General features: G+C 75.0%; 11 protein-coding genes. 5 read left to right on the forward strand and 6 right to left on the reverse strand.

Annotated elements, in window-relative coordinates; genetic code table 11:
- Window positions 1–54: 54 nt before the first annotated feature.
- Window positions 55–2,952, reverse strand: coding sequence for a helix-turn-helix transcriptional regulator (locus ACZ6CZ_RS19230; protein WP_469022287.1), 2,898 nt, complete (start codon window positions 2,950–2,952; stop codon window positions 55–57).
- 180 nt (window positions 2,953–3,132) lie between these two features.
- Entirely contained in the window at window positions 3,133–4,038 is a 906-nt protein-coding gene (gene bdeA / locus ACZ6CZ_RS19235; protein WP_469022624.1) for a bis(hydroxyethyl) terephthalate hydrolase, read from the reverse strand.
- A gap of 253 nt (window positions 4,039–4,291) precedes the next feature.
- Here bdeA and ACZ6CZ_RS19240 point away from each other — a divergent pair, with 253 nt between their 5' ends.
- Window positions 4,292–4,447 carry a DUF6131 family protein gene (locus tag ACZ6CZ_RS19240; RefSeq protein WP_469022290.1) on the forward strand — a complete coding sequence of 52 codons (156 nt, stop codon included), beginning with the start codon at window positions 4,292–4,294 and terminating at the stop codon, window positions 4,445–4,447.
- A gap of 254 nt (window positions 4,448–4,701) precedes the next feature.
- Here the strand turns inward: ACZ6CZ_RS19240 and ACZ6CZ_RS19245 are convergent, their stop codons facing one another.
- The gene (locus ACZ6CZ_RS19245) at window positions 4,702–5,685 is read right to left on the reverse strand and encodes a serine/threonine-protein kinase (protein WP_469022293.1); all 984 of its coding nucleotides are present in this window, start codon (window positions 5,683–5,685) and stop codon (window positions 4,702–4,704) included.
- Between the two features lie 325 nt (window positions 5,686–6,010).
- Between ACZ6CZ_RS19245 and ACZ6CZ_RS19250 the strand changes: the two genes are divergently transcribed.
- Window positions 6,011–6,541: a hypothetical protein gene (locus ACZ6CZ_RS19250; protein WP_469022296.1), complete on the forward strand. Its 531-nt coding sequence runs from the start codon at window positions 6,011–6,013 to the stop codon at window positions 6,539–6,541.
- 424 nt (window positions 6,542–6,965) lie between these two features.
- Entirely contained in the window at window positions 6,966–9,026 is a 2,061-nt protein-coding gene (locus tag ACZ6CZ_RS19255; RefSeq protein WP_469022299.1) for an NAD(+) synthase, read from the forward strand.
- Window positions 9,027–9,085: 59 nt separating this feature from the next.
- Here the strand turns inward: ACZ6CZ_RS19255 and ACZ6CZ_RS19260 are convergent, their stop codons facing one another.
- The 3 genes from ACZ6CZ_RS19260 to ACZ6CZ_RS19270 form a co-directional block, all read right to left on the reverse strand.
- Window positions 9,086–11,869 carry a SpoIIE family protein phosphatase gene (locus tag ACZ6CZ_RS19260; RefSeq protein ID WP_469022301.1) on the reverse strand — a complete coding sequence of 928 codons (2,784 nt, stop codon included), beginning with the start codon at window positions 11,867–11,869 and terminating at the stop codon, window positions 9,086–9,088.
- A gap of 82 nt (window positions 11,870–11,951) precedes the next feature.
- A complete protein-coding gene (locus ACZ6CZ_RS19265) occupies window positions 11,952–12,341 on the reverse strand; it encodes a TraR/DksA family transcriptional regulator (protein ID WP_469022304.1) in 390 nt (129 codons plus the stop codon).
- Window positions 12,338–12,916, reverse strand: a complete 579-nt coding sequence (locus ACZ6CZ_RS19270; RefSeq protein ID WP_469022307.1) for a hypothetical protein — start codon at window positions 12,914–12,916, stop codon at window positions 12,338–12,340. The genes ACZ6CZ_RS19265 and ACZ6CZ_RS19270 overlap by 4 nt, the downstream gene beginning before the upstream one ends.
- Window positions 12,917–13,112: 196 nt before the next feature.
- On the opposite strand from ACZ6CZ_RS19270, the gene ACZ6CZ_RS19275 reads away from it, so the two are divergent.
- Entirely contained in the window at window positions 13,113–14,591 is a 1,479-nt protein-coding gene (locus tag ACZ6CZ_RS19275; protein WP_469022309.1) for a glutamate-cysteine ligase family protein, read from the forward strand.
- A 132-nt stretch (window positions 14,592–14,723) separates the two neighbouring features.
- On the forward strand, window positions 14,724–15,215 hold the full coding sequence (locus tag ACZ6CZ_RS19280) for a DUF1360 domain-containing protein (RefSeq protein WP_469022311.1): 492 nt from the start codon (window positions 14,724–14,726) through the stop codon (window positions 15,213–15,215).
- Window positions 15,216–15,297: the final 82 nt, after the last annotated feature.

Here is a 15,297-nt window from a genome sequence, read left to right on the forward strand (position 1 = left end):
CGGGGCCGCCGCACTCCTCTTGCCCGGAAGGATGGCATACCGTCCGGTCGGTCCCTAGGGTCGTGCACCGGTCTTTTCAGCCTGCTCGACCATGCGCGCCAGTTCCACCCGGGAGCGGACGCCCAGCGCGGAGAAGACGTTGCGCAGGTGGTAGTCGACCGTACGGGTGCTCACGGACAGGCTCAGCGCCACCTCACGGTTGGTGGCCCCGTCGGCGACGTACCGCGCGATGCGCAGCTGCTGCGGGGTCAGCCGGGACAGCATTCCGTCGCGCCGGGGCCCCGGTGCCGTGCCGTTGGCCCGTGACTCCTCGCGTGCCTGCTGGGCCCACACCAGCGCGCCGCAGCGCTCGAATCCCACCAGGGCGGCCCCCAGGTGGTCCCGGGCCTCGCGCAGCCGGCGCCTGCGCCGCAGCCACTTGCCGTACAGCAGCTCCGTGCGCGCCCGTTCGAAGTCGCCGCCCGCCTCCTCGTGCAGGGCCAGCGCCCGCAGGAAGAGCGCGTCCGCCAGGTCGGGCGGGGCCAGCAGGGCACGGCAGCGCGCCAGTTGGGCGGGGGCCTGCGGATCGGCGCCGCACGCGGCCCAGCGCGCGAACTCCGCCACGGCCGCGCCGGACTCCCCGGTGCGGCCGGCGAGCACCGTGGCCTCCGTGAAGCACGGTACGGCGAGCATCCACACCGCGAAGTGCCCGCGCCGGGGGCCCGGGCGGACCAGGGGCGCGAGCCGGTCGGCGGCCTCCACGGGCCGGCCGCGGCCGAGATCGGCGCGGGCCGCCGCCCAGTGGGCGAGCGTCGCCGCCTGCACCAGCCCGTGCCGGCGGGCCGTGTCCAGCGCGGCCGCCACATGGTCGCCGACCAGGCCCGGCTCGCCCTCGATGGACGCGGCCAGGGCCAGCGCGGCGTGGTACTGGGCCGCGGTGTTGCGCTGCCCGGCGCGGCGCGCGGCCCGCAGACCCTCCTCGGCGTGCGCGCGGGCCTGCGCGTGGCGCCCGGCGCGCAGCTCCGCGTAGGCCAGGTACTCCAGGGCCTGCGTGGCGAGCGCGGTGGAGCCGAGCACCCGGGCCGTGGCCAGCGCCTGCGCACCGGCCCGGCAGGCGGCGCCGACGTCGCCCAGCAGCAGGGCGGCCGCCGCGGAGCGCACCAGGCCCTCGGGGCGGTCACCGGCCCCCGCCCGCGCCATGAGCCGCCGCAGCGGCGGCGCCGCCCGGTCGAACCGGGCCTCCAGTACGGCGCCCATGCCCCGGCGGTAGTCCTCCAGCAGCCCGGCCTCTGCGCATGCCGCCGTCGCTGCCCCCGGCTCCGCCGCGTCCGCCTCCGCCGGCGCGGCGGCCCGGTGTGGCCCTCGGCCGGTGTGGCCGAGGGCGGTGAGGCATCCGGTCGGGTCACCGGCGGCCCAGGCCGCGTCCGCGGCGGCGAGGGCGGCGAGCGCCGCCTGCCGGGGGGCCTCGGCGCCGAGCAGCGACGCGGCGCACAGCAGGGACGCGTGGGCGTCGGCCACGGCGCCGTCGCGCAGCACCGTCGTCCCCCGCACCAGCTCCGCCCGGCCGCGTACGACGTCGGGCGCGGCGCAGCCGAGGGCGGCGTCGGCCAGCCGCAGCGCCTGCGCCGGTTCCCCGGCCAGCAGCGCCTGTTCGGCCGCGGCCGTGTACCGCTCGGCCCGCACCGCCTCGCCCGGGGTCAGCTCGGCGGCCCGGCCGAGCGCCGCCGAGCGCAGCCGCGCCGGTGCCTGGACCGCCGGGTCGGCGGCGGCGCGCGCGAGCCGGTCCGCCAGCGGGGGTTCGGGGTGATCGGTGGACCACGACCGGTGCAGCAGGCGGGGCAGGAGGGGCCGGCCGGCCTCCTCGCCCGCCGGTTCCTCGGCGAGCGCGCGGTGCGCGAGGCGGCGCCGCTCCGGCCCGGCCGCGGCGTAGGCCGCCTCGCGGACCAGGGCGCTGTGGAAGGCGAACCGGCCGTCGCTCAGCGCCAGCGCCGCCGGTGTCGGTGCACGGACCGGCGCGGGCGCCCCGGCCGCCAGCCGCCGCGCCGCGCGCAGCACGGCCGCGGCGTCCACGGCCGGCTCCTGCGCGGCGCGCAGTGCGGCGGCGACCGTCAGCACCAGGCCACCGGCGTACGGGGAGAGACCGGTCAGCACCGAGCCCGCGACGCCGGTCAGTGCCTCGGGGCCGGCCAGCGGCCGGGGCAGGTCGCGTTCGCCCCGCAGCTGAGCCGGTGACAGCCGGCGGACCAGCGCGAGCGCCAGGGCGGGGTTGCCCGCCGCCGCCTCCACCAGCCGTTCCCGGACGGCCGGTTCCACCGCCCGGTCCGTCACCTCGTCGATCAGCGTGGCGGTCTCCGCCGGGGTCAGCGGGTCCAGGCCGGTCACCGGCAGCCCGGTGAACTCGGGGGCCAGGGCCCGGTCGGTGGCGGCCGAGAGGAGCAGTCCCATCCGGCCCGCCGTGTGCAGGCGGGGCACGGCGCGGCACAGCGCGGAGCGGGAGGGCGCGTCCCACAGGTGCGCGTCGTCCACGCACACCAGCAGCGGGAGCCCGCGGGAGGCGGCCCGCAGCAGGTCGAGCACCTCCTGCGGGCCGCCTCCCGTGCCGTCTGCCCCGGCGGCCCGGGGACCGGGGCCCGCCGCGGCGGCGCGTGCCAGGGCGCGCACCCCGCCGTACGGCACCCGGGTGCGGGCCGGGTCGGCCCGGACGTGCAGGACGGGTCCGGCGGCGAAGGACCGGGCCGCCCGGTCGAGCAGGGTGGTACGGCCGAGACCGGGTTCGCCGGTCACGAGGAGCACCGTCCCGGTGGGCACGGCACCGGCGGGTACGCACCCGGCGGGCGGGACGCCTCCGGGCGCGGCGCCCGGTACGGCGCCGCCCGTCGTCGCCAACCGGTCCAGCAGGCCCTGGACCCCTTGCCATGCGGCGTCCCGGCCGGTGGTCCGGGGGGCCGGTCGCGCGGTCGTCTGTCCGGTCATTTCCGCCACGTTAAGGACGGGTGACGCGAGGCGGAAGCCGTCGGTCCGCGCGGCCCGGGCCGGCGACACCCGTGTCACCTGGGCTTTCACCGCCCGTGCGGGACGAGAGAGTGTGCCGCTGCCCAGCCGGCCGGGCCGCCGGCCGGGCACGGGCACAACGCCCCGGGGGAACCTCCCGGCTCAGGAGGTGTGGGGGCAGTTGCCGCGGTACTCGTCGATGGTCGTACTCGGCTGCGGCAGCGGGCACAGGAACTGCTCGTAGCGGGTGTCGTTGTCGATGAAGCGCTTCAGCCACGCGATGCTGTACTCCGCGATCGTCGTGTTGGACGAGTTGGGCGTGAAGTGGGTGGCGTTGTTCAGCTCCAGGTAGGCGCGGTCGAGCGTGGCGGGCAGGGTGGAGTAGAACGGCTCGGCGTGGCTGGCGACGGGCGCGACCGTGTCACCGTCGGCCCCCACGACGAGGGTGGGCGTGGTGATCTCGGGCCAGGTCTTGTCGAGGTCCCACGGGGTCAGCGGGATCGCCGCCTGGAGCGACGGCCGGGCCTTGGCGGCCTCCAGGGTGCCGCCGCCGCCCATGGAGTGCCCCATGACACCGAGGCGGCTGCTGTCGACGCGGCCGCGCACCGGGCTGCTCCCGGTCAGGTAGTCGAGCGCCGCGAGCAGCTGGCGGCCCCGGGAGTCCGGCTGGTCCAGCGTGGTGAGGGTGTCGATGGTGAGGACGACGAAGCCCTGGGAGGCCAGGCGCGGGCCGAGCCAGGCGATGGAGGACTGGGTGGCGGTGTAGCCGGGCGCGACGGCGACGGCGCCGAAGGTTCCGTCGGCGGTGCTCGTCGGGTAGTAGACGGTGCCTCCGCCGAACCCGGTGACGGAGGCCGGTGACACCGTGGTCTGGGAGACGGCGTACGGGCCGCGGAGCGCCTCGATGCTCGACCGGGTGGGGGCCGGTCCCCGCTCGTAGGGGTTGCCGGCCGCGTGGGCCCCCGGTCCGCTGAGCGTGGTGAGGGCCACGGCCGCCGCGAAGGCGGCGGCGGCTCCGGCCAGCCGGCCGGTACGGCGGCGGGGGGTGACGGCACGGACCGGTGACAGGGTGCTGGGCTGCGGGTGCTGCACGACGGGTCGTCCTCTCGGTGGGGTCGGACCGCCCGGACGCCGCCGGCCGGCCCGGCCACTGTCGCCGCCGGGCGCGCCGCGCGGCACCGGCGATTTCACCTGTCCCGTGCGGCACCGCCGGGCCGGTGCGGGCGCGGCGGGCGGGAACCGGTGACTGCCCCGCGCGCGAGAACGTCGTCGAAACGGGTACACGGAGGGTGTAGCAGCACTCCTCTAGCGGGAGGATCTCATGATCGTCCTCGGCATCATCCTGCTCGTCATAGGCTTCCTCACCGGCATATCGATCCTGTGGACCATCGGCATCATCCTTGCCGTGGTCGGCGTGATCCTCTGGATCCTCGGGTCCATGGGGCACGCGGTGGCCGGCCGTCGCCATTATTGGTGAGCGTCAGCCCTGCCCTGGTGACAGGGCTCCGTGGGACTCGCGCGTCAGGCGGACGGGCAAGGAAGCCCGTCCCGCCTCGCCCAGCCACCACACCACAGCCCGGACCGCCCGCCCTGAGCGGCCCGGGCTGCCGCGTGCGCGGGCAGTCGTACGGGGATGCGCGAGCGGCTGTCCTGGGGCCTGTCGTTCGGATCATGCCGGCGTCGCGCGAAAGGCGCAGTTCCTCTCAGCCGACCTGATCCGAACGACAGGCCCTAGTCGAGCGCGGTGCCGAGGACCGGCCGCGCCCAGGCCGGCGGACGCCGGGGCGGGCCGGCGCGCCGTCCCGGCGCGGCCGGGCCGGCCGGGCGGGCGGTGCTCGCGGCGGCGCGGAGTGCGGCCGCGAACTCCAGGCAGGAGTCGTAGCGGTCCTCGGGCGCCTTGGCCAGCGCCCTGGCGAGGACGGCGTCGAGTCGCGGGGGCAGTCCGGGCCGGGCCTCGCTCAGGGGCGGCGGCTGGTCGTACTGGTGCGCCCACAGCAGCGCGACGTCCTCCTCGCGGCGGAACGGCGGGCTGCCGGTGAGCAGTTCGTGGACGAGGCAGGCGAGGCTGTACTCGTCGCACCGGCCGTCCACCGGGCGGCCGGAGATCTGCTCCGGCGCCACGTAGTCCAGGGTGCCCACGAACTCCCCCACGCTCGTGAACCCGGTGAGCGACAGCGACTTCTTCGTCAGCCCGAAGTCCGTGAGGTAGACGTGTTCGGGGTGGTCGCTGTCGGTGCCGCGCGCGACCAGGACGTTGCCCGGTTTGACGTCGCGGTGCACCAGGTCGTGCTCGTGCGCCGCGTCGAGCGCCGACGCCACCTGCCCGGTGATGCGCAGCGCGGTCTGCACCGTCAGCACGCCGTCCCGGTCCAGCAGGGCCCGCAGGTCGAGTCCGGAGACGTACCGCATCGCGATGTACAGCACACCGTCCGTCTCGCCCGCCTCGAAGATCGGCACGATGTGCGGGTGGTCGATCGCGGCGGCCACCCGCGACTCGTGCGTGAACCGCCGGCGGAACGTGTCGTTGCGGGCCATCTCCGGAGCCAGCAGCTTCAGGGCGACCGTGCGCTCCAGACGCAGGTCCCGGGCGCAGTACACGACCGCCATGCCGCCGCGGCCGATCTCGCTGCGGATCTCGTAGTCCGCGATCCGCGTCCCCACCAGGTCCAGCGCACCGCGCGCGTACACGCCCGAGCCGTCCGGGAGCTCGCCCATCGCTTCCACCTCCGTCCGGCGGCCACGGACGCGTCCCTTTCGGAATCGTATCCCCGATACGCACCCTGTGGCCCGGAATGCATCGTTCGCCGGATGGACAGCCGGAGCACCTCATTCCGGTTCACGCACGGTGTTTGTCCGTATGCCCACTGATACGCGGGGTAGGCGGAACATCCGGACCCTCAGGAGAGGAGACAGCTCGTGGCACTGTGCGAGACCCCGTTACGGATCACCCCGCCGGCCCCTCCCCGGCCGCGCGCGGGCACGACGTCGGTGCGGGCGGCCCTCGGCCGTCGCGGCGGCCGAGGCTGAGGGGGAACCGGTCGTGGACCGCGTCAACGACTTCCTGGGCAGGCACTCCTGGTTCCAGGTCCTGCTGTCGGTGCTCGTCGCCGGCGGACTGATCGTCCTGCTGTTCCCCGAGCGCTCCCCCGCCTCCGTCCTGCTGCGCACCGCGGTGATGTCCACGGGCGCGATCGCCGTGGCCATGGCCAACCGGCGCAGGGAGAAGCGTGCGGCCGGCGGCTCCACGGGCGGACTCGTGAGCCTGGACCGCAAGTTGCGCGACGGCGACGTGCCCACCGACCCGGCCGAGCGCCGGGCCATGCGTGACCTGGTGGAGCAGCGGCTGCGCCGCTCCCGGCACCGCCCGGCGGCCATCGTGTTCCTCGCGGCGCTGTTCTCCGGAGTCACGGTGCTGACCGCCCTGACCTCCGGACTCCGCCAGACGCTGGGCTTCGCTCTGGTCACCGTGGTCTTCCTCGGCTGGCTGATCCCGTACGGCAACCTCCAGCAGCGCAGGCTGCACCGGATGCGCGCGGCCCTGGCCGCCGGCCGGCAGCCCGCGCGGCGGTAGCGCTCGGCGCGCGGGGGGTCGAGCACGCGGGAGGGCGGCGCGGGCCCCTGGTCTCCGCGCCGCCCTTTCACCCCACTCATCCGCACACCGCGTGTGCCCGCATCGCGTCCGCTCACACCCGCCTGTCCGCGACCCGTCCGGCCGCCGGGGGCCGGTGATCCGCAGGGCCGGGTCGGTGCGCCGCACCGGTGCGCCGGAGCGTACGATCGCGTCGTTCGGGCTGTTCAGGCGCTTCGCGCCGGCACGGTGACCCGTCGGTCGTGCGGAGCGCAACCTTCCGCACGCCCGGCCCGATGTTCCTGCCCGCGCCGGGTACCAGCGTGAACGGCTCGGCCTGCCGCTCCCGGCACCGGCGGGCCGAGCCGCCCCCGTGGCCCACCGACATGTCGCACGCACACCGAGCTGCCGGGAAAGGGCACTTCGCATGGTGAACTTCGAGTCGATCTATCAGCACGGCTTCGCGCGGTTCGCGGCCTGTACCGGCCATGCCGCCATCGCCGACCCGCCCGCCAACGCCGAGGCGGTCCTGCGGCAGGGGCGCCGGTGCGCGCAGGAGGGCGTCGCCGTCGCGGTCTTCCCGGAGCTCTGTCTGACCGGCTACTCGATCGAGGACCTGCTGCTGCAGGACACGGTGCTCGACGAGGTCGAGGCGGCGCTGCGCACGGTGGTGGCCGGATCGGCGGACCTGCTGCCGGTGCTCGTGGTCGGGGCCCCGCTGCGCCACCGCAACCGCATCTACAACTGCGCGGTGGTGGTGCACCGCGGGCGCGTCCTCGGCGTCGCGCCCAAGTCCTACCTGCCGAACTACCGCGAGTTCTACGAGCGCCGGCAGCTCGCCCCCGGTGACGACGAGCGCGGCGGGACGATCCGCCTCGGCGGTGAGCAGGTGCCGTTCGGCCCGGACCTGCTGTTCACGGCGGAGGACGTGCCGGGGCTGGTCGTGCACGTGGAGATCTGCGAGGACATGTGGGTGCCGGTGCCGCCGAGCGCGGAGGCGGCGCTGGCGGGGGCGACCGTGCTGGTCAACCTCTCGGGCAGCCCGATCACGGTCGGCCGGGCCGAGGACCGGCGGCTGCTGTGCCGCTCGGCGTCCTCGCGCTGCCTGGCCGCGTACGTGTACTCGGCGGCCGGTCTCGGGGAGTCCACCACGGACCTGTCCTGGGACGGGCAGACCATGATCTACGAGAACGGGGTGCTGCTCGCCGAGACCGAGCGCTTCTGCGCGGACGACCAGTACGCGGTGGCCGACGTCGACCTCGACCTGCTGCGGCAGGAGCGGATGCGGATGGGCACGTTCGACGACAACCGCCGGGCGCACGCCGCGCGCACCCGGGACTTCCGGCAGGTGCCGTTCCGGCTGGAGCCGCCCACCGGCGACCTCGGGCTGCGCCGCCGGGTCGAGCGGTTCCCGTTCGTGCCCGCCGACGCCGACCGCCTCGCCCAGGACTGCTACGAGGCGTACAACATCCAGGTCGCCGGACTTCAGCAGCGGCTGGCCGCGATCGGTGACCCGAAGGTCGTCATCGGGGTGTCGGGCGGTCTGGACTCCACGCACGCGCTGATCGTCGCGGCCCGGGCGATGGACCGCGCGGGCCGCCCGCGCAGCGACATCCTCGCCTTCACCCTGCCCGGCTTCGCGACCAGCGGGCACACCAAGAACAACGCGCACAAGCTGATGAACGCGCTCGGCGTCACCGCCGCCGAACTGGACATCACGCCGACCGCCCGGCTCATGCTCAAGGAGATGGATCACCCGTTCTCCGCCGGGGAGCCGGTGTACGACATCACCTTCGAGAACGTGCAGGCCGGACTGCGCACCGACTACCTGTTCCGGCTGGCCAACCAGCGCGGCGGCATCGTGCTCGGCACCGGCGACCTCTCCGAGCTGGCGCTCGGCTGGTGCACCTACGGCGTCGGCGACCAGATGAGCCACTACAACGTCAACTCCGGCGTCCCGAAGACGCTGATGCAGCACCTGATCCGCTGGGTGATCAGCAGCGGCCAGTTCGACGACGCGGAGACCAACGAGACGCTGACCGCGATCCTCGACACGGAGATCAGCCCCGAGCTGGTGCCGGGCGAGGAGATGCAGTCCACCGAGTCGAAGATCGGCCCGTACGCGCTGCACGACTTCACCCTGTTCCACGTGCTGCGCTACGGCTTCCGGCCCTCGAAGATCGGCTTCCTGGCCTGGCACGCCTGGCGCGACCGGGACGCGGGCGGGTGGCCCCCGATGTTCCCCGAGGCCAAGCGGGCGGCGTACGACCTGCCGGAGATCTGGCACTGGCTGGAGGCGTTCTGCCGCCGCTTCTTCGGCTTCGCCCAGTTCAAGCGCTCGGCCATGCCGAACGGGCCGAAGGTCTCGGCGGGCGGTTCCCTCTCGCCCCGCGGCGACTGGCGCGCGCCGTCCGACAGCACGGCGGACGCCTGGCTGCGCGACCTCGCCCGCTGGGACGTGCCGGGCGTGCCGGACGCCGGGAAGTAGCCGGCGGCCGGTCCGGCGGCGCCCCGGTGGCCTGGCCACGGGCCCCGGGGCGCCGCCGGTCACCAGGCCATCTCGTCCAGCAGCAGGGTCGGGTCCAGCCGCGGGGGGCCGCCCAGGGACTGTTCGGCCCATATCACCTTGCCGTCCGCGATGTAGCGGGTGCCCCAGCGCTCGGCGAACTGGGAGACCAGGAACAGGCCGCGGCCGCCCTCGTCGGTGCTGGCCGCCCGCCGCAGCCGGGGCGAGGTGTTGCTGCCGTCCGACACCTCGCACACCAGGGTGCGGCCCAGCAGGATGCGGACGCCCACCGGCGGCGCGCCGTAGCGGATGGCGTTGGTGAGCAGTTCGCTGAGGATCAGTTCCGTGCCGAACGACGACTCCTCCAGCCCCCACTCGCCCAGCCGGCGGGCGACCTCGCCGCGCACCCGCGGGACCGCCGTGACGTCGAACGGCACGTCCCAGGTCGCCACCCGGGAGCTGTCCAGCAGCCGGGTGCGGGCGACCAGCAGCGCCACGTCGTCACCGGGGTGCTCGGGCAGCATCGCCTCCACCAGGGCCCGGCACGTCTCCTCCGGCGTCTGGTCCGCGTGCGCGACGGCGGCGCGGAGCATCTCCAGCCCCTCGTCGATGTCCCGGGTGCGGTCCTCGACCAGTCCGTCGGTGAACAGGACCAGCCGGCTGCCCTCCGCCAGCTCCACCTCGGTCGTCTCGAACGGGTGGCCGCCCACGCCCAGCGGCGGGGACAGCGGCGGGTCCGTGAAGGTCACCCGGCCGCTCGGGTCGACCACGGCCGGGGCGACATGGCCCGCCCGGGACAGCGCGCACCGCCCGCTGACCGGGTCGTAGATGGCGTACAGGCAGGTGGCGCCGGTGACCTGCGCCCGGTCGCCGTCGCCGCTCGCCGTCTGGGTGTCCAGGTGGCTCACCAGCTCGTCGAGGTGGCCGAGCAGTTCGTCGGGCGGCAGGTCGAGCGAGGAGAAGTTGAGCACCGCCGTGCGCAGCCGGCCCATGGTCACCGCCGCGTGCAGGCCGTGGCCGACGACGTCGCCGACGACCAGGGCCACCCGGAAACCGGAGAGCGGGATGACGTCGAACCAGTCGCCTCCCACACCGGACTGGGCTGGCAGGTAGCGCCAGGCCACGTCCAGCGCGTCCTGCTCCGGCAGGTCCCGCGGCAGCAGGCTGCGCTGGAGCGCCACGGCCGTCTCGTGCTCACGGGTGTAGCGGCGGGCGTTGTCGATCGCGACGGCCGCGCGGGCCACCAGTTCCTCGGCGACCGCGACGTCCTCCTCCTCGTAGCGGGGCTCGCCGGAGCAGCGCCAGAAGTTGACCATGCCGAGGACGACACCCCGTGCGCGCAGCGGGACCGTGATGAGCGAGTGGATGCCGTACTCCAGGACCTGCCGGGCCCCTTCGGGGTCCTGGGCCCGCCAGTCCTGGGCGGTGCGCAGGTCGGGGACGAGGACGGCCTTGCCGCGTCGCAGGGCGGCCGCCATGGGCGTGTCGGCCACGACGAAATGGATCAGGTCGCCCGCGGGCTGGAGCGGATTGCCCGGCCGCACCCCGTGCAGCGCGACGCGCCGCATCCGCCGGACGGCGCCGGTGGGCTCCTCACCGCGCAGGACGGCCTCGGGCAGCTCGACGGTGACGACGTCCGCCATCCGCGGGACGGCGACCTCGGCGAGTTCCGCCGCCGTGCGCCGCACGTCCAGGGTGGTGCCGATGCGCACGCCGGCCTCGTACAGCAGGGTCAGGCGGCCGCGGGCGGTCTCGGCCCGGCCCGAGACGGCCGCGAGTTCCGTGGTGTCGCGGAAGCTGGCCACCAGGCCCGGCGGGCCGCCGTAGGGGGCGGTGAGCCGGGTGCTGACGGCGAGCAGCCGGTCCCCGGCGGGGAACACCTCGTCGGAGACGGCCTCCCCCGAGGCCAGCAGTCTGCCGAGGTCCGGGGCCAGGCCGAGGTCGGTGACGGGCCGCTGGTCGGCGTCGTCGGGCAGGCCGAGCAGCCGGCGTGCCTCGTCGTTGGCGAGCAGCAGCCGTCCGTCGTCGCCGACGATCAGCACGCCCTCGCGGACCGCGTGCAGGACGGCGTCGTGGTGTTCGTACATCCGGGTCATCTCGGCCGGGCCGAGCCCGCGGGTCTGGCGGCGCAGGCGCCGGCTGACCAGCGCGGTGCCGGCGGTGGCGAGCGCGAGGGCGACCGCCGCCGAGCCGAGGAGGACGGGCAGCTGCCGGTTCAGCATGTGTCCCACGGTCTCGACCTGGATGCCGGCGGTGACGACGCCGACCACGCGGCGGCTGCGGTCCAGCACGGGGACGACCGCGCGCACCGCGTCCGACGGCGCGCCGTGGAAGGTCTCGGTGAACGCCTCGCCCCCGAGGGCCCGGCCCACGCCCTCCGCCTTGGTGCCGACCAGTTTCGGCACCGGGTCGGTGACGCGGACGCCCTTGTCGTCCAGCACGCTGAGGAAGTCGACGCCGGCCGCCTGCCCCGCCTCCTCCGCAGCCGGCTGGAGAATCGCCGTCGGGTGATCCGACTTCAGGGCGAGCACCGTGCCGGGGGCGTGGGCGAAGGCCTCGGCGGTGGCCAGTGAGCGGTCGCTCGCGGCCTGCTCACCGGCGTTGCGGCCCTGGAGCACCAGGGCGGCGGTCGCCGCGAGGACGAGCACCAGGACGATGACGACCTGGAGCAGGAAGACCTGCGCGGCGAGCGTGCGCAGGCTCAGAGCCGGGAGGCGGCGTCCGGGTGTGCCCCGGCGCCCCGGACGGCGGGACGGATCACGCGACCGCCGGTCGCCGGGCGGCGGCGCCGCTCCGGTCCGGGACCGGCGGGTACGTCCGATCATTCCCCAGTTCTAGCATTGCCCTCGCCCCCAGGGCGACCGGTATGTCCGGTAGATCCGTCCGCGCGGGCCGTGCGGCGCGGAGTCAGCGGCGGCGCGTCGCGGCGCAGCGCACACAGGTGGTCGCCGCCGGGCGTACGGCCAGACGCTCCGCCGGGATCAGTTCACCGCACTCGGCGCAGCGGCCGTAGGTGCCGCTCTCCAGCCGCTCCAGTGCCCGGTCCAGCTCGGTCAGCTGCTCGCGTGCCCGGGCCAGGAGGGAGGCGACGTGGGCCCGCTCGAAGGCGGTGCTCGACCCTTCCGGGTCGTGCTCGTCGTCGACCGCGACCAGTGCGTTGGCCTCCACGATCCCGTCGTACTCACGGCTGAGCGCGGCGATGCGGGCGAGCGTGTCGGCGCGCTCGGCGGCCAGCAGCCGGCGTTGGCCGGCCCGCTCGTCGGCGGGGAGGGCTCCGGGCCCGGGCGGCTCGCTCATGGCACGTCCGTGAACACCTCGCGCGTCTCGCGGACGCGGAGTTCCTCCAGGGTGTCGAGCTGGCGCTCCGCGCGGCGGAGGAGGTCGTCCAGCTCGGCCGCGTCGAGGCGTTGGCCGGCGTCCGCGAGGCCGCGCAGGGTCCGCCAGCAGGCCGTCTTCCCCTGGACGCCGATCCGGAGGAACTCCAGCTCGACGACCGTGGTCAGCGGTGAGCGGCGGACGACGCGGCCGTTGGGCTTCAGCCGCCCCGCCAGCTCCGCCGTGCCGGCCGCCCAGACCTTGTACCGGCGCACCGGTACCCCGAGCCGGTCCATGATCTCCAGCAGGGTGCGCCGGTCCCGGGTGATCTCGTCGGCGAGCGGGGCGAGCGCCCGGCCGACCGGGGTGCCCCGGGTCGCCTCGGCCACGTAGTGCGCGCGGCGGGCGCCCGCGGTCGCTCCGGCGAGGTGGTCGTTGAGGTAGATGCCGAGCAGGTCCAGTCGCAGCGCGCCGGCCTGCCGGGTACCGGTCGCGCCGGCCTGGGGGATGTCGCTCGTCGTCACCGCAGCCTCCTCGTACTCGATCCTCGTACTCACCGCGGCCTTCTCGCCGGAGTCCGGACCCGGGCCGCTTCTCGGACGGTCGGGGCCACGGGTACCCATCCGGGGCCGTTCGCCCCCGGCGGCCGGGGCCGGCGGCGCCGACGCCGCCGCGAAGGGCGGTGGGAATGGTGCGACGCTGGAAGGGGGGCGCACCGCAGCAGTGTCCGAGGAGCGCAGTCCAGGAGGGCCGATGGGGCGTGACGTCCCGGCGCTGGTGTTCACCCGCGAGGACCGCCGCCGGTACCGGATCAAGATGCAGAGCTGCCTCGACGCACTCGCGCAGATGCTGCGGGAGGCCCGTTTCGACAGCGAGCGGCCACAGGTCGGACTGGAGATCGAGCTGAACCTGGTCGACGACGCGGCCGAGCCGGCGATGCGCAACACCGAGGTGCTGGAGGCGATCGCGGACCCGGCCTGGTCCACGGAACTGGGCCGGTTCAACCTGGAGATCAACGTGCCCCCACGGCGGCTGACGGCGGGCGGGCCGGACGCCTGGGAGTTGGAGATCCGCTCCGCGCTCAACCACGCGGAGGCGCGCGCCGGCTCCGTCGGCACCCGCCTGGTCATGATCGGCATCCTGCCCACGCTGCGGCAGGAGACCGTCGGCGAGCAGTCGCTGTCGGCGAACCCGCGCTACCGGCTGCTCAACGACCAGATCTTCGCGGCCCGGGGCGAGGACCTGCACATCGACGTGGACGGCGTCGACAGACTGCGCACCTACGCCGACACCATCAGCCCGGAGGCCGCCTGCACCAGCACCCAGTTCCACCTCCAGGTGTCCCCGGAGAGCTTCGCCGCCTACTGGAACGCCGCGCAGGCCGTGGCCGGGGTGCAGGTGGCGCTCTCGGCGAACTCGCCGTTCCTGTTCGGCAAGGAACTCTGGCACGAGACCCGCATCCCGCTGTTCGAGCAGGCCACGGACACCCGCCCGCAGGAGATCAAGATCCAGGGCGTACGGCCCCGGGTGTGGTTCGGCGAACGCTGGATCACCAGTGTCTTCGACCTCTTCGAGGAGAACCTGCGCTACTTCCCCGCGCTGCTGCCGCTGTGCGACGAGCAGGACCCCGTGGACACCCTGGACCGCGGGGACGTCCCCGAGCTGACCGAACTCACCCTGCACAACGGCACCATCTACCGCTGGAACCGCCCCGTCTACGCCGTCGCCCACGACAAGCCGCACGTCCGGGTGGAGAACCGGGTGCTGCCCGCCGGCCCCACCGTGGCCGACACCCTCGCCAACGGCGCCTTCTACTACGGGCTGACCCGCGCCCTGGTGGAGGAGGACCGGCCGGTGTGGTCGCGGATGTCCTTCGCGGCCGCCGAGGAGAACCTGCACACGGCCGCCCGGCACGGCATGGAGGCGCAGCTGTACTGGCCGGGCACCGGGGAGGTGCCGGTGGCCGAGCTGGTGCTGCGGCGCCTGCTGCCGCTGGCGCACCGCGGTCTTGAGCTGTCCGGCATGGACGCGTCCTGGCGGGAGCCGCTGCTGGGCATCATCGAGCAGCGCTGCGTCACCGGCCGCAACGGCGCGGTCTGGCAGAAGGAGATGTTCCACCACATCGACAGGCACACGCACACCGGCCGGCACGAGGCGCTGCGCCGGATGACCGAGCTGTACATCGACTACATGCACCTCAACGCCCCGGTCCACACCTGGCCGGTCGACTGAGGGCTCCGGCCTTCCGCACGGGTGCGGCCCGCGCACAGGGGCACGTGTGCCTCCCGTCGCCAGGGGCACCCGGCCGCAGACTCGGCGGCAGGACCGATGCGCCGGCCGAACAGGTACGTACCGGGAGACCCGATGACCACTGACGCAGAGGACAACGACAACCAGGGCGGAGCCCCCCTCTACGGCTATGCGACGCTCGCCACCGTCTTCACCGCGGGCGTCACCGGCTTCGCGGCCGTCGCCCGCCACCGCGGGGTGCGGCTGCCCGACCAGCTGCCGGCCTGGGACGTGGCCCTGCTGGGCACCGCAGCCTACAAGGGCTCCAGGCTGCTGACCAGGGAGAAGGTCACCTCGTTTCTCAGGGCGCCGTTCACCCGGCGGGCGGGCGCGGGCGAGGCCAGCGAGGTCATGGACGAGCCCCAGGGCCAGGGGGTGCGGCGCGCCGTGGGCGAACTGCTCTGCTGCCCCTTCTGCGCCTCCGCCTGGGTCGCGGGTGCCCTGATGTGCGGCTACGTGGCCGCACCCCGGGCCACCCGCCTGGTGTGCGGGGGGCTGACGGCCGTCACCCTGGCCGACTGGCTCCAGTACGCGTGGACGTCGACCCAGCAGGCCGTCGCGGAGTAGGCCGTCGCGGAGTACGGCCCGGTCACCCACTCGGCTCGTGTGGATCGGTGGCCGTCGGGGACCCATGTTCCGGCGGGACCGT

This window comes from Streptomyces sp. NPDC041135 (genome assembly GCF_055592085.1).